The organism is Klebsiella sp. CB_Kp196 (assembly GCF_040061575.1).
Classification (GTDB): domain Bacteria; phylum Pseudomonadota; class Gammaproteobacteria; order Enterobacterales; family Enterobacteriaceae; genus Klebsiella; species Klebsiella michiganensis.
This window is the reverse complement of record NZ_JBEAFH010000041.1, coordinates 1-12,839: the sequence shown is the minus strand read 5'-3', so window position 1 is coordinate 12,839 and position 12,839 is coordinate 1. Positions and strand designations below refer to the sequence as shown.

The window sequence follows — 12,839 nt, the reverse complement described above, 5'->3', positions numbered from 1 at the left end:
AATCTTAATCAAACAAACCAGACGATGAAGGAACGCCACGCTGATATCAAATAATACCGGCGAGGCGTTAAGCGCTAGCGGCTATTAATCCAGCAGTTTGATAGCCGTATCAAAATCAGTGATCAGCACATTCAGAAGGCCTGATTTGAGAGAGGCAACAATGCCTTCATATTTTTCGTCCCCCCCAGCAACCCCAATCAGTTTTTTTGTGGCGCGCAATTGTTCTGTCGTAATGCCGAAACCCAGGCGGCTTAGCGGGCTATCGAGTATTTCCCCTTTACTATTTACCAGGGTTACGCATACATCAGCGGTAATGTCCTGGCTCATTAAAGTCTCACGCCATGCTTCAGGGAATATATCGCACAGACTGGAAGAACCGGTTTTCCAGGCCCCAATGCCCGTAATAACGACATCCATACTTGAGTAAAACTTTTGCGTATCCTGAACAGCCTGATCGTCTGCAAGTTTCTGGGCTAAACTTTCGTCATCTACCCACATAGGGACATACATTGGGTGTGCTCTTCCGTGGGAAATAGCAGCAACTTTGTGAATCAAATCAATGGGCCCCTGACTAAATTCAATGCCTGGATGAACGCCAGAAAGCTGAACCACATCCAGAACAGGTAATGTCGTCAGTTGACTCACCGTACTTGAGAGTACCCGTCCCCAGGCGAGACCAAACTTCATTCCCTCTTTGAGAATTTCACTCAAGTAGGTCGCCGTTATCCCTCCCAGCTTGACGTTTAATTGTTCCTGCGAAGACCAGGATTCAGAAACAGAGAGTACAACGGCATCCTGCAATCCGTATTTTTTACACAAATTTTGCGCTATTTCCTCGTCCAGAGCCTGCTGTTTAGGAAAAGTAAATTTTACATACTCTTGCGCAATGGCTTCATCAATCAGGCGTGCAACTTTGAAGCGGGACAGACCGAGTTCCTCAGCGATTTCTATCTTTGTCTTCATTTCAGAGAAGTAACGCTTAACAACAAGAGAGTAGATAAAACGAGGATCGTAGTTGCGCAGTTTCGGATTTTTGTTCTCTTTAGGCATAGCGGTTATCCATATATAACAAGAGGCATCACAAGTCATTCGAGCGACATGCTCAGATGCAATACTCAAAAGAGTACACTTTTAATTGCTCATCAGATACGGAACCTTGACGGAATTTTGTGTTTTGTGATGTAAACCGGTCTGACAATGTGAATTGTAAATGGTGCTAATCGTTGAGAACGAAAATATGAACGACCGAACAATACCTTACAACTCAAGTTTCTGAACACTCGAGATATCTCAAGAAACTTCGTTTCATAACACTGGGCTATTGTTTCACCGGAGATGCGCAGGCGCCTTCTTTTATGTGCCCTGCAAACGTTTGTCCGGCTTCCTCTATGAACCTACCGGCGCGTGGCGGCCGCGTAACGCAATATGCTCAACGATCCGCTCTACCGCCTCTTCGGCGGTCAGCACCGAGGTATCCAGAGTCAGGCTGGCGGTGCGCCAGGGTTGGTACTCACGGGCGATAACCTTTTGCCAGTCCGGCAGGATATGACCGCGAATATCCGCCACTCGGTTTTCCACGCGATACCGATGCTGCATTTGGTCGGAGCAGGTCAGTTCTATCTCCAGATAAGGCGCGGCATTCTCGGTCGCGACCGCTCTCCATGCCTGGCGGGTAATGGCTATAGGGTTAACTGAGTCGGCAATCACCACGTTGCCCTGCCTGAGGTTATCCGCAGCAATGGCATACGCCACCAGATATCCGGCCGGCCCTATATCGTGCCTGGTGACGGTTTCGGCGCGAATCAGCGCCTGTTCAATTGAATCAATCCGTAACCAGACGGCCCCCAGCCTGGCGGCCAGCAGGCGAGCGATGGTTGATTTTCCGGTACCGGGCAGACCGCCAAAGATCAGTAACATCGATATCCCATTACGGCAGCGTCATGTTATTGCCGCTGGCGATGATTATTGGTGATTTTCCATCTTACCTGACCAGGGTTCTTATTCAGCCAGGCATTATTAATATTCAATACTGGCTGAAACTGCATAAGCGGCATCAGGAAGCGTCTGCAGATAATAGTCATAGTCACCCTCCAGAATATCGTTCAGCGATAATGATACCGTCCCGCAGGCCAGATTGTGATAAATGGTGACGTTGCTCATAGCTAGCAGTATCTCATGACAAAGTGAAAGAGAGACGTAGCGCCAGGATAAAGAAGTACAGTTGATCAAGCGCCTGGGATTCAGTGATTATTGTAGCCTGGCGACGTCAGATAGAGAGGCGTGCCTGCCATCTCATGCCGGGTAATCCCTTGTAGTATAATAATTTTCGCTATCCAATCATGACCCCATATAAACTCTTCAGCCGGAAAAATTTTTCCCACATAAGACGTTCTGAGCATCCAGTACAGCCTCCCGCGTCTCATTGACCCTGATTGCCGAGTAGATATCAATATTCAGTTTCTGAGATTCATCGTCTGTCAGTTCGCGGTAGCACAGCCCTTCCTGATTAAACGTGCATTTCGACTGGGGCATCAGTGCAAACCCTTTGCCTCTTGCGATGCGGGTGAGCATAACGAGTGAATCATCCGGCTCTTTAACCCTTTTGAGCGGGACATTGAGCTGTTCAAAAAAACTTTCACATTTGTCATAAAATGAAGGGTTTGCGCTTCTTGAAAACCAGAAAAGTGGTAAATCACTGACGTCTTTGAGTGATACTTTTTCTTTCAGGCTGGCGGGATGTATGGCCGGCATTGCTATCAGCAGCGGTTCGCAGCAAACCCAGCGATACTGAACCATATCTTCATGGCCAGTGCCCTTTTCCCCCGTAAGCACGAGGTCAAGCGTGTTTTTTGACAGGCATTGAAGGAGCTGGGCAGAAGTCAGATTAGGTGTTTCAACGTCGTCTCCGGCATCCAGTTCGATAAGCTGTCTGCTGACGGGTTCGATAAATTCAAAATTAAGCGTCCGGGTAAGGCCGATCCGTACCTTCCCCCCGGATGCCAGTGAACCGGTTTTCAGTTCATTAAGCTCCAGCAGAATCTTCTCTGCTCTTATTACCAGTGCCTGGCCAGCCTCCGTCAGGCTGACGTCATGCGTACTGCGGCTGAATAACTGCTGATTCAGCACGCCTTCGAGGCACTTTATATGTCGGGTTAACGGAGGCTGAGTCATTCTGAGCCGTTCAGCAGCTCTGCGAAAATTCAGTTCATGAGCAACAGCAAGGAAGCACTGGAGCTGTTTAACGCTGGGGAGGTGGTTACTTATCAGGTGTCCTGCGATCGCCATAGATTCGAGCCTGCCAGTCAAAAAATTTATTCTAAACTCTTTTGTATTCTGAGTGTTAACACGAATGATCATATCAGGGATCAGTCTGTTTACAGTAATACGAAAATTGAATTACACATTAAACAATTCCATCCTCGTCACAGATTGATAAATTTCTCCCGAACTCAATCAGAAATCTATTTGGAGATGAAAATGTCAGCTAACTATGTACTGGTCTCACGCTTTCCGTTAAAAAATAATGTTTCCGCTGCTGATTTCTCGTTCTTAAAAAACAGCGGCAGCACACGATACTATTATTCAGAAGAGCAGGGAGTGAATGAACTTCTGGAGCTGCGTGCATTTAACGACATCAAGGAAATTTCGTGGGTAGAAGAAGAGATGGTATCCATGTTCCACAGGCTGGCTGATGTTCTTTCTGCAGATATTCGCAGAGAATTGCTTAAGTTTGTAGAATCTCCGATTGACAACAAGAAAGATCTCCCTGAAAGCCAGTACATTCAACTTCGCCATGTTGAAGTTCCGGCTCATAATTATCAGCAGTATCGTCAGTGGCGCGATGAGACCATTTTTAATGTTGTCAGGGACAATAAAGATAAAATTGAAAGCTTTGAAGCATTCCACTCTCTTATTAGCGGTGTTCCGGGTGTAATGTTTATCTCCTCCTTCAATGGCGATAAGCAATCCTATAAGGAAGCCTTCACCAATGCGCGTTACCAGGAAATTATCCAGCAAGCTGGAGACAATTACATCACCGGAGGCAATGAAGGACTTTACACCCGCATCTACCATGCCTGTTGCAGCTGAGGAATGATAAATGAACTATAAAAAACTGGTTATTGTAGGCGATAAGTTTAATGAATTCGCAAATGGTAAAGATGTTCTGACAATTTCTCAGCTTGAATTACTTTCGCAAATTCCAGCCAACATTATTGATAAAGAACATGAGATTATTATCGGCCAGGGTGTACGTAAAGATTTCGCAGGAAAAGTCATTTCGAATCAGGCAAGAAATGTTGTTCATGGCAATAAACTTAAAATGTGCTCTCTGGAAAAATTGGTCAGAGATAAAAAAAATGCACATTGTCATAAAAGGCTGGAGCAGAATGTTCTTATCGGCTCAGCAGAGCAGACCGAACATAACAGTGATCTTTTTGCAATGCCGCTGCTGATTGACGAACGCTGTGAGCTCATGGCCGATCATCAGACCGGCCAGCATATTCAGGGGATGCTTCTGGTCGAGGCAAGTCGTCAGGCTTTTATCGCCGTTACCGAAGAGTTTATTTATAAGCAAGAAGCAGGACGCTACTACGTCATTAACAGCATGGCGACGACCTTTTCCAGCTTTCTGTTTCCTTTACCAGCGCTGGTCCATTTTGAATTCCTTGAGAAGGACATTAATGAGCGAAGGGGGCGTTTCAGAGCGCAGGTTCGCGTGACTCAGCATCAGACGCTTTGCGCGACGATGGATGTATCGTTCACCGTATATCCTTCAGCTCTGATTGCTGAAAAGGAAAAACTGCTGGCTGAAGCCGCCATGCAGGCGGCAATTGCTGAACAGAACATCGCGACACACGGGGTGACGCATGTCCAAATCAGCTAGCCGAACATACCGCCTGGCTGTGACCACGCAGGGGCCGCTTTACCCCCCTGCGGAGGTCATGGACGGTAACGGCAACTTTGTGGTGGTTGGCATGGTGCCGGGTGATAACGGGCTGGAATGGCGAAGCGTGCTTGTGGCAGCAGACAGCCCCGTGCCCGAATTCGGCGCGACGAAGCCTTACAGAATACTGCGAGATATTGAAGGTATGTCGCAGGATGAAGTTAAGGATATCATCCTGCATACCCTTCCTTTACCCATCCCATCAAATAATTACGGGATGCTTTTTGCACCGGAGCAGCGGCCGCAGGCGAACACCGAAAGCCGCCCCAGTCTGCCTCTGCATGAAGGCTATATTGCTGATTACCGCAGCAGTGATGGCAAACGTCAGGTACAGCCTGTCACTCTGGAAAACTGGATGCATGCGGAGGGTACGCTGGATGTCTGTCTGTCTGAAGACAGCAGGCGCGCAAGGTTTACGTTTTCTTTCCGTAATCTTGTTCCCGACAGTGTTTATACCGTGATGAGCCTTCGGGAAAAAGATTTAGCGACTGAGAATCCAAGCCGACCGGGACCTCTGGGCATACCTAACGTATTTATTACCGATCATAACGGTAATGCAGATTACTGGGCGGAATTGCCCGATCCCTTCCCGGCACATGAACGGAATGAAAACCGGATTATTAACGTTGTTGTCCTGTATATGAGTTCCCGCCAGAGCTACGGCGGCGCAATCGGACTTTATGGTCTGGGTGGTGACATCCATGCTCATTTAAAACTGAAGGTCCGTTCCTTCGATGAATTTACTACCGTAGAGTGAGGTAAAATATGCCATTTGTTCACATCACCACTTGGCCTGTAAAAGATGAAGGTGAAATTATCCGGCTCCAGGAAGATATTACGTTTGCTGTGCATAAACATACCGGAGCGCCGCTGGATAAAATCTCGGTTGTCATTTCTGAAATACATCCTTCTCGCTGGGCAGACGCAGGGGTTCCCGGAAACCATAAAGATTTTCAGGAAAAAAGCCGAAGGAAAAATTACGAGGAGTGAGTTTTGCAACAGGCCGCCGCTTTTTTTGACGTCGATGAGACGCTGATCAATATTAAAAGTATGTTTGATTTTTTTGACTTCTGGTGCAAGGAGAATAATGAACCCATTAAACTCCATAAGTATATGGCGAATTTCCAGTCTGAAGTTAAAAAAGGAATTCCCCGTGAGCATCTCAACAGGGAGTACTACCGGCAATTTGCAGGTATCAGTTATAAGGCGCTTGAAGAGGCTGGTGAAAAATGGTTCAGATTTAAGCTGAATTCAGAATTGTTTATAGGAAGCGCGGTTTCGGCTCTTAAAAAACATCAGGCTGAAAATATGGATATTGTTTTTATATCCGGTTCAATGCTTCCCGTTCTTTCTCCTGTCGCAAGATACCTTGGCGTGAAAGATATTCTTTGCGCACCACTGAAGTTCACTGCTGCAGGGGAAATGACGGGTGAAATAGGTTATCCACAGACGATTGGTGACGGAAAGAAAGATGCGCTCCTTCAGTTTTGCGAACAGAGAAATATTAATCCTTCTGACTGTTATGCCTATGGTGACGATCTCTCTGACATTCCGATGCTTGCATCAACCGGCCACCCTGTCTGCGTAGGAAAACATTCAGCGCTGGCCAGACACGCGATAACACATCGCTGGCAGGTTATTTAAACCAACCTTGAGGTAAGAATATATGCATTCAGAAAAATCCCCGCAGGATATGACCTTCAGGTCTTGGCTTGCCTTGTTTATTCTGGCTCTTTCAACGTTTACTATCGTTACCACCGAACTGGCTCCGGTAGGCCTGCTGACGCCCATTGCAGAGGGACTTGGCGCCTCTGAGTCAGCGGTTGGCATGACGGTTTCACTTTACGCCTGGGTGGGCGCACTGAGCGCACTCTTTGCATCAGTATTCCTTGGTAATGTGGCCAAGAAGCGGCTTCTGCTCACACTCACGGTCATACTTTTTCTTTCTAACGTTCTTGCCGCCACGGTAAACACATACGCCATACTGCTAGTCGCGCGCGTACTGGGCGCGCTGGCACATGGCGCATTCTGGGCGATGATCGGCGCCACCGCAGTGGCTATCGTGCCAGCCCGATTCCTTGGCGCGGCAACGTCTATCGTTTTTGGTGGCGTCTCGGCTGCCAGCGTATTTGGCGTGCCGATATCAAATTATATTGGTATACACTTCGGCTGGAGACAGGCGTTCTGGCTGATGGCTTTACTCAGCGTGGTTGCCTTTGCCGGCATTACCATACTGGTGCCACAGATAACCAGTAAAAGTGCGATCGGCCTGGGGGCGCTCAAAAGCGTATTTAAATCCTCCGCGCTGTGGAAAATTTATTCCGCCACGTTACTGGCCGTAACCGCACACTTTGCCGCTTTTACATACATTGAACCCTGGCTGCACACGCAGCATTCCCTTGCCACATCCGTCATCCCGGCGGTTCTGTTTGTTTACGGTATCGCTGGTCTTGCCGGCAATTTTCTCACCGGAATGATGATTGATAAACATCTCAAAGCAACGGTATCGGTATCGGTCGTGCTTATCTGTGCTGTGCTGGTATTTCTGGGTTTATCCGGTACATCCCTTTCAGGCACTGCGGTCTTTACCGCAATGGTTATCTGGGGCGTGGCTGTATCCGGGATTTTTGTGGGCTTCCAGACGTGGGTCCTGCGCCTGGCGGAAGATAAAGCCTTCCCGGCGTCCGCGGTTTACGTTTCATTCTTCAATACCGCTATTGGTGTCGGGGCATCTGCAGGTGCCTGGATGGTATCCGCTTTTTCCGTCCCACTGCTTTATATCGCAGCCGGCGCAGCTATCGGACTTTCTGTCCTGCTCGTTGCCGCTATTCCGACGCGCCTGAGGTCTGAACAAACCACTCCGGAGAAATATTATGAGCCCAACTGATGAGCTGACACGTTATGGCAGAGATATTATGGATCGTCTTGAGTCCGGACTCGCCGATAAAGTCACCACCCGACTGAGCGAAATTGATTCCACCTTGCCGGCCCTGATTACCGATTACGCTTTTGGTGCTGTGGTTGGCCGTCCCGGACTAGATCTCAGAACGAGAGAAATGCTGACGGTTGCTTCGCTTGTGACGCTGGGTAACGCAATGCCACAGCTTGAATTACACATGAGAGCGGCACTCAATACCGGCGTCACCCCGGAAGAGCTGCTTGAAATCGTGATACAGATGGCTATCTATGCCGGCGTTCCGGCATGCATGAACGGCCTGACGGCCTACCGCGCCGCTATGGCGGCGACCGGCCATACTCTGCCTGGCCTGAAAGAGGAAATGTCATGAACGAAGTTGTGATTGTTTCTGCAAAACGTACTGCAACGGGTGCATTCATGGGTTCCCTGTCGGGCCATTCCGCAGCAGAACTCGGGAGTCACGTCATTCGTGCGCTTCTTGAAGACTCAGGAGTGGAGGCCAGTGAGATTTCTCAGGTTATTATGGGACAGGTACTGACGGCAGGATGTGGCCAGAATCCCGCACGTCAGTCCGCGCTGAACGCCGGGCTACCCGTTGAAACGCAATGTCTGACGATTAACAAGGTCTGCGGTTCAGGTCTCAAATCAGTTCATCTGGCCATGCTGGCGCTGCAGACGGGTGAGGCAGAATTCGTCATTGCCGGCGGTCAGGAGAGCATGTCTAACGCCCCTCATATTCTGATGGCTTCACGCTCAGGGACAAGGCTGGGGGATTGTAATATGAGGGATAGCGTGGTGTCCGATGGACTCTGGGATGCTTTCGATAATAACCATATGGGCGTCACCGCCGAAAATGTTGCAGCTGAGTTCAGCATCAGTCGCGAAATGCAAGATGAATACGCGCTACTGTCCCACATAAAGGCAATGGATGCTCAGGAAAAGGGAATATTTGCTCGTGAAATAGTTCCCGTTGAATGGCAGGACAGGAAAGGTAAAACCCTGAGAGTTGACACGGATGAAGGCCCCCGCAAAACCAGCATTGAAAAACTAATGCAGCTGAAACCCGTTTTCAGAAAGGGAGGAACTGTGACGGCAGGTAATGCATCCTCTCTTAATGATGGCGCGGCCGCTGTCCTTCTTTGTACCAGAAAAACTGCCGAGGCACGTGGGCTGCTGGTTTTAGCGTCTCTTGCCGCGTTTGCGAATTCGGGGATTAAGCCGGCATTAATGGGTGCCGCTCCGGTACAGGCTATCGCAGACTGTCTTTCCCGCTCTGGCTGGAAACCAGAAGATGTTGATCACCTGGAGTCCAATGAAGCGTTTGCAGCCCAGGCGCTGGCAGTGGTTGACCAGACGGGTATTTCACCCGATCGTATTAATCCCTATGGCGGAGCAATCGCACTCGGGCATGCTATCGGTGCCTCGGGATGCCGCATTCTGGTCACCCTCGTGCATGGACTCCTGCGTAATGATAATAAACGCGGTGTTGCAGCGCTGTGTGTTGGCGGCGGTGAAGGGGTGGCGCTGAGCGTTTACCGCTGAAGAAAAATTATCGGCTGTACAGCGGCTGGGCTGTTAATAAAAACAAAATAACCGGGCAATGCCCGGTTTCATATTATGTAAACGGATTTCAGGCGTTAACGCCTTTCATACCTTCTTCAGAATACCGGCCGCCTTTAATCTCAACGCGCTGGTGAATATCGTTCAGTAGCGCAACATCTGATTTGTCCAGAGCGATGTCAGCCGCCTGCGCATTTTCGGCCAGATAACTGATGTGCTTGGTACCGGGGATCGGTACCAGCTTATCGTACTGCGCGAGCAGCCAGGCCAGCGCCACCTGACCCGAGGAACAACCGTACTTTTCAGTAAGCGGGAGAACAGCATCGAGAAGCTGTACGTTGTGATCAAGGCTGGACTGAATGAAACGCTCATTATTTTTACGGAAGTCACCTTCAGAAAAATCACTGTTTTTACGGTATTTTCCTGTCAGGAACCCCCTTCCCAGCGGAGAATAGGGTACCAGGCCAATCCCCAGCTCTTTCACTGTCGGCAGGATTTCATCTTCAATGTCACGTGTCCATAGTGAATATTCTGTCTGCAGGGCTGTGATTGGGTGTACAGCATGGGCCCGGCGAAGGGTCGATGCAGAGACTTCACAAAGTCCGATATGATTGATCTTTCCATCTTTGATGAGACGGCTCAGACATTCCATGCTCTCCTCGACAGGCGTCGCCGGGCTGACCCTGTGAAGATAGAACAGATCGATCCGTTCAACGCCGAGCCTTTTGAGGGATTCATTACAGCAGTGGGTAATGTAGTCCGGTTGATTGTTAATGGTGCGGGCATAAGCCTCATCAGGCGCCCGATCGATTCCGCACTTTGTGGCAATTCTGAACTGCTCACGCGTAGCCTTATCGAGTCCGGCAAGAAAGTGGCCAATCAGCCGTTCATTGTGACCCCGCCCGTACAGGTTAGCGGTATCAATGAACGTAATATCCAGGTCAATGAGTTTATGTAATAGCTGCCGGGAAGCCTTGTCATCTGTCTGGCCATAAAATTCGCTCAGTCCCATCGCACCATAGCCGACTGAACTGACAATAAGGTTTTGAGATAAATTTCGGGTATGCATAATGACTCCTTTTTTTTACACCATGATTGTTTCACCCCGATTACGGTTAATGAATTGTCATTTTCGTTATGCAAAAAAAGTATCAAGGCGGGCTGCATAAGGTGTAGCTCGTAACGCGCTGGCGTGTCGGTATGCATGCACCGGCAGGAAGAAATCAGGGACCGAATGACCGCCAAAGGCTGGAGAGATCCAGCCTTCCCTTTTTCCCTGATTTTGGACAATTCCATCCATAAAGCCCGTTGGTGGTAAGACACCTCGCGGAGCCGTCAGGCGACAACATCAGGGTATGTCAGACATCAGGATGACCATGTATCCGAAGGCGCGAGGCCGAACCGCTGGCAGCGCCTGCATGTGGTGTGCAAGTACCGTGACCACTAACAGTGTACCTTGTGTTGGTAAACTATCGTTCAATGGTAGGACGATTACAGACAATTTAGCTAAGGCAAGCTGTTGATAGAAATGAGAATTTTAATGAAGTTTTGCCACAGCGGGAGATATTCTGGAGCGGGCGAAGGGAATCGAACCCTCGTATAGAGCTTGGGAAGCTCTCGTTCTACCATTGAACTACGCCCGCGAGGAGGTGCGAGGGTCATTATAGACCTTACGCACCCGCTGACAAGCCCAAACCAGGCTAAATGCCGATAAAATAACCTTTTAGCACTTAGGCTTACTGCCCTGCGGCGGCAAATAGCGCAGCGGGTCGATCGCCGTCGCCCGGTAGCGAATCTGGAAATGCAGGCGCACGGAATCCGCGTCCGAGCTGCCCATGGTGGCAATCTGCTGGCCAATCTTCACGCTCTGGCCGTTATTCACCATTAGCTTGTCGTTGTGCGCGTAGGCGCTGATATAGTCCTCATTATGCTTAATCATAATCAGGTTGCCGTAGCCGCGCAGCTGGTTGCCCACGTACACCACTTTGCCCGCCCCTGCCGCATACACCGGCTGGCCGCGCTTACCGGCGATATCGATACCTTTATTGCCGCCATCGCTGGTGGAGTATGGCAGCACTACTTTACCGCTGGTTGGCCAGCGCCAGCAGCGTTGCCCGACCGGCGGCCAGGAGGATTGCGGCACCGCCGAAGATGGCGTCACGGCGGCGGTACGTTTCGCTGACGATTTCTTGCCGGATGCCCCCGCCTTCGCCGTGGTCCCGGAACCGCTGTTTAGCTTCAGCTTTTGCCCGACTTCGATGGTATAGGGAGGTGAAATATTATTGAGACGGGCGAGATCCCTGACGCTGGTGCCAGTGGAACGTGAGATAGCGTACAGCGTGTCGCCGCGCTTCACGGTGTAGGTAGAACCGGAATCGGATGAGCTGGAACACCCCGCGACGATCAGGCTGCTCAGCAACATTATTGCAATAACAAAGCGTTTTCTCATCAGGCATCCTGCGCTTAACACGAACATTCACCTCAAAACCAGGGCGATTATCATACCAGTCCCTAAGGCATTCCCCAATCGCTACCCGTCATACAGAAGTATTAAAGGCCTGCTAAACGGCTGAACATCTTCGCTCTCCCGGGAGAGTCCGGGAGCGTCGCGGTGCGTCCGGGTTAAACCGCTCGTGATTCAATTAGCCCCCTGCCGGCACCTCTGCAATATCACGCTCTCCCCGGAGGCCAACATGTTTTGGTAATGCCTTTGTCCCATTTATGGGCTACCCTAGTGGCCTGAGTACATGACCCGGCGGGTTTGTGCCGGGTCATTTTTTATTTCAGGAGTTGTCATGGCCGGGGAACATGTCATTTTGCTGGACGAGCAAGATAAGCCTACAGGTATGCTGGAGAAGTATGCCGCCCACACCTTCAATACCCCTCTGCATCTCGCGTTTTCCAGCTGGCTGTTCAATGAACAAGGCCAACTGCTGGTCACGCGCCGCTCGCTGGGCAAAAAAGCCTGGCCAGGCGTATGGACGAACTCAGTCTGCGGGCATCCGCAAACCGGCGAAACCTTTGAACAGGCCGTTGAGCGCCGCTGCCGCTTTGAGCTCGGCGTTGAGATTACCCGCATCGCCCCGGTCTTCCCGGGATTCCGCTATCGGGCCGTTGCGCCGAATGGCATTGTCGAAAACGAGGTCTGCCCGGTCTATGCGGCGCGAGTCGCCAGCGCGTTACGGATAAATCCTGACGAAGTGATGGATTTTCAGTGGAGCAATCTTGCGGATGTGTTAAGCGGGATTCGCGCGACGCCCTGGGCTTTTAGCCCGTGGATGGTGCTGCAGGCGGCGGACGATAATGCGCGTAACGCATTAATCAGCTTTAGCAACCAGGCATAAAAAAACCCAGCTCTGCTGTAATGCCGATCAGTTAAGGATCGGTTGATCGATCCAGTGGCTGTGTAAGAATCCG

The 12,839-nt window shown here is 50.1% G+C and carries 15 protein-coding genes, 1 tRNA gene and 1 pseudogene; 10 read left to right on the top strand and 7 right to left on the bottom strand.

Features of this window, described 5'->3' with window-relative positions:
* Positions 1 to 84 precede the first annotated feature (84 nt).
* Positions 85 to 1,050, bottom strand: a complete 966-nt coding sequence (locus tag ABLU87_RS12205; RefSeq protein WP_108703535.1) for a sugar-binding domain-containing protein — start codon at positions 1,048 to 1,050, stop codon at positions 85 to 87.
* Between the two features lie 336 nt (positions 1,051 to 1,386).
* Positions 1,387 to 1,917: an AAA family ATPase gene (locus ABLU87_RS12200; RefSeq protein ID WP_122117611.1), complete on the bottom strand. Its 531-nt coding sequence runs from the start codon at positions 1,915 to 1,917 to the stop codon at positions 1,387 to 1,389.
* Positions 1,918 to 1,940: 23 nt separating this feature from the next.
* Here ABLU87_RS12200 and ABLU87_RS12195 point away from each other — a divergent pair.
* Positions 1,941 to 2,024: pseudogene (locus tag ABLU87_RS12195) on the top strand (hypothetical protein); the annotation flags it as partial.
* Here ABLU87_RS12195 and ABLU87_RS12190 read toward each other — a convergent pair.
* Together ABLU87_RS12190 and ABLU87_RS12185 are read right to left on the bottom strand one after the other, a co-directional pair.
* A complete protein-coding gene (locus ABLU87_RS12190) occupies positions 2,017 to 2,160 on the bottom strand; it encodes a hypothetical protein (protein WP_157835614.1) in 144 nt (47 codons plus the stop codon). The pseudogene ABLU87_RS12195 and the gene ABLU87_RS12190 overlap by 8 nt on opposite strands.
* A gap of 198 nt (positions 2,161 to 2,358) precedes the next feature.
* Positions 2,359 to 3,285 (bottom strand): LysR family transcriptional regulator, encoded by a 927-nt coding sequence (locus ABLU87_RS12185; RefSeq protein WP_025106011.1) that lies wholly within the window; start codon positions 3,283 to 3,285, stop codon positions 2,359 to 2,361.
* A 192-nt stretch (positions 3,286 to 3,477) separates the two neighbouring features.
* On the opposite strand from ABLU87_RS12185, the gene ABLU87_RS12180 reads away from it, so the two are divergent.
* Genes ABLU87_RS12180 through ABLU87_RS12145 form a run of 8 tightly spaced genes read left to right on the top strand, consistent with a single transcriptional unit; the run spans position 3,478 to position 9,404 of the window.
* Positions 3,478 to 4,089, top strand: coding sequence for a hypothetical protein (locus ABLU87_RS12180; RefSeq protein WP_071998069.1), 612 nt, complete (start codon positions 3,478 to 3,480; stop codon positions 4,087 to 4,089).
* 10 nt (positions 4,090 to 4,099) lie between these two features.
* Positions 4,100 to 4,885, top strand: coding sequence for an AfsA-related hotdog domain-containing protein (locus ABLU87_RS12175; protein ID WP_025106009.1), 786 nt, complete (start codon positions 4,100 to 4,102; stop codon positions 4,883 to 4,885).
* Positions 4,869 to 5,702 carry a hypothetical protein gene (locus ABLU87_RS12170; protein WP_048260380.1) on the top strand — a complete coding sequence of 278 codons (834 nt, stop codon included), beginning with the start codon at positions 4,869 to 4,871 and terminating at the stop codon, positions 5,700 to 5,702. Before ABLU87_RS12175 ends, ABLU87_RS12170 begins: the two co-directional genes overlap by 17 nt.
* A gap of 8 nt (positions 5,703 to 5,710) precedes the next feature.
* Positions 5,711 to 5,935, top strand: coding sequence for a tautomerase family protein (locus tag ABLU87_RS12165; protein WP_048260381.1), 225 nt, complete (start codon positions 5,711 to 5,713; stop codon positions 5,933 to 5,935).
* Between the two features lie 3 nt (positions 5,936 to 5,938).
* Positions 5,939 to 6,589 (top strand): HAD-IB family hydrolase, encoded by a 651-nt coding sequence (locus ABLU87_RS12160; RefSeq protein ID WP_025106007.1) that lies wholly within the window; start codon positions 5,939 to 5,941, stop codon positions 6,587 to 6,589.
* A gap of 22 nt (positions 6,590 to 6,611) precedes the next feature.
* Positions 6,612 to 7,832: an MFS transporter gene (locus ABLU87_RS12155; RefSeq protein ID WP_025106006.1), complete on the top strand. Its 1,221-nt coding sequence runs from the start codon at positions 6,612 to 6,614 to the stop codon at positions 7,830 to 7,832.
* Positions 7,819 to 8,232: a carboxymuconolactone decarboxylase family protein gene (locus tag ABLU87_RS12150; RefSeq protein WP_025106005.1), complete on the top strand. Its 414-nt coding sequence runs from the start codon at positions 7,819 to 7,821 to the stop codon at positions 8,230 to 8,232. The genes ABLU87_RS12155 and ABLU87_RS12150 overlap by 14 nt, the downstream gene beginning before the upstream one ends.
* Positions 8,229 to 9,404, top strand: a complete 1,176-nt coding sequence (locus tag ABLU87_RS12145) for an acetyl-CoA C-acetyltransferase (protein WP_048260384.1) — start codon at positions 8,229 to 8,231, stop codon at positions 9,402 to 9,404. The genes ABLU87_RS12150 and ABLU87_RS12145 overlap by 4 nt, the downstream gene beginning before the upstream one ends.
* An 88-nt stretch (positions 9,405 to 9,492) precedes the next feature.
* On the opposite strand, the gene ABLU87_RS12140 is transcribed toward ABLU87_RS12145, so the two are convergent.
* From ABLU87_RS12140 to actS, 3 genes are all read right to left on the bottom strand, one after another.
* Complete coding sequence (locus ABLU87_RS12140) at positions 9,493 to 10,491, bottom strand: aldo/keto reductase (protein ID WP_025106003.1); 999 nt, start codon at positions 10,489 to 10,491, stop codon at positions 9,493 to 9,495.
* Positions 10,492 to 10,991: 500 nt separating this feature from the next.
* Positions 10,992 to 11,065 (bottom strand) — tRNA-Gly (locus tag ABLU87_RS12135).
* Positions 11,066 to 11,145: 80 nt separating this feature from the next.
* Positions 11,146 to 11,871: an amidase activator ActS gene (actS, locus tag ABLU87_RS12130; RefSeq protein WP_004124922.1), complete on the bottom strand. Its 726-nt coding sequence runs from the start codon at positions 11,869 to 11,871 to the stop codon at positions 11,146 to 11,148.
* Between the two features lie 346 nt (positions 11,872 to 12,217).
* On the opposite strand from actS, the gene idi reads away from it, so the two are divergent.
* Positions 12,218 to 12,766, top strand: coding sequence for an isopentenyl-diphosphate Delta-isomerase (gene idi, locus ABLU87_RS12125; RefSeq protein ID WP_122117975.1), 549 nt, complete (start codon positions 12,218 to 12,220; stop codon positions 12,764 to 12,766).
* Positions 12,767 to 12,839: the final 73 nt, after the last annotated feature.

Excerpts from the sequence above, each read along its gene's own strand:
- ABLU87_RS12205 (WP_108703535.1), bottom strand. The coding sequence starts at position 1,050 with ATGCCTAAAGAGAACAAAAATCCGAAACTGCGCAACTACGATCCTCGT.
- ABLU87_RS12200 (WP_122117611.1), bottom strand. The coding sequence starts at position 1,917 with ATGTTACTGATCTTTGGCGGTCTGCCCGGTACCGGAAAATCAACCATC.
- ABLU87_RS12190 (WP_157835614.1), bottom strand. The coding sequence starts at position 2,160 with ATGAGCAACGTCACCATTTATCACAATCTGGCCTGCGGGACGGTATCA.
- ABLU87_RS12185 (WP_025106011.1), bottom strand. The coding sequence starts at position 3,285 with ATGGCGATCGCAGGACACCTGATAAGTAACCACCTCCCCAGCGTTAAA.
- ABLU87_RS12180 (WP_071998069.1), top strand. The coding sequence starts at position 3,478 with ATGTCAGCTAACTATGTACTGGTCTCACGCTTTCCGTTAAAAAATAAT.
- ABLU87_RS12175 (WP_025106009.1), top strand. The coding sequence starts at position 4,100 with ATGAACTATAAAAAACTGGTTATTGTAGGCGATAAGTTTAATGAATTC.
- ABLU87_RS12170 (WP_048260380.1), top strand. The coding sequence starts at position 4,869 with ATGTCCAAATCAGCTAGCCGAACATACCGCCTGGCTGTGACCACGCAG.
- ABLU87_RS12165 (WP_048260381.1), top strand. The coding sequence starts at position 5,711 with ATGCCATTTGTTCACATCACCACTTGGCCTGTAAAAGATGAAGGTGAA.
- ABLU87_RS12155 (WP_025106006.1), top strand. The coding sequence starts at position 6,612 with ATGCATTCAGAAAAATCCCCGCAGGATATGACCTTCAGGTCTTGGCTT.
- ABLU87_RS12150 (WP_025106005.1), top strand. The coding sequence starts at position 7,819 with ATGAGCCCAACTGATGAGCTGACACGTTATGGCAGAGATATTATGGAT.
- ABLU87_RS12145 (WP_048260384.1), top strand. The coding sequence starts at position 8,229 with ATGAACGAAGTTGTGATTGTTTCTGCAAAACGTACTGCAACGGGTGCA.
- ABLU87_RS12140 (WP_025106003.1), bottom strand. The coding sequence starts at position 10,491 with ATGCATACCCGAAATTTATCTCAAAACCTTATTGTCAGTTCAGTCGGC.
- actS (WP_004124922.1), bottom strand. The coding sequence starts at position 11,871 with ATGAGAAAACGCTTTGTTATTGCAATAATGTTGCTGAGCAGCCTGATC.
- idi (WP_122117975.1), top strand. The coding sequence starts at position 12,218 with ATGGCCGGGGAACATGTCATTTTGCTGGACGAGCAAGATAAGCCTACA.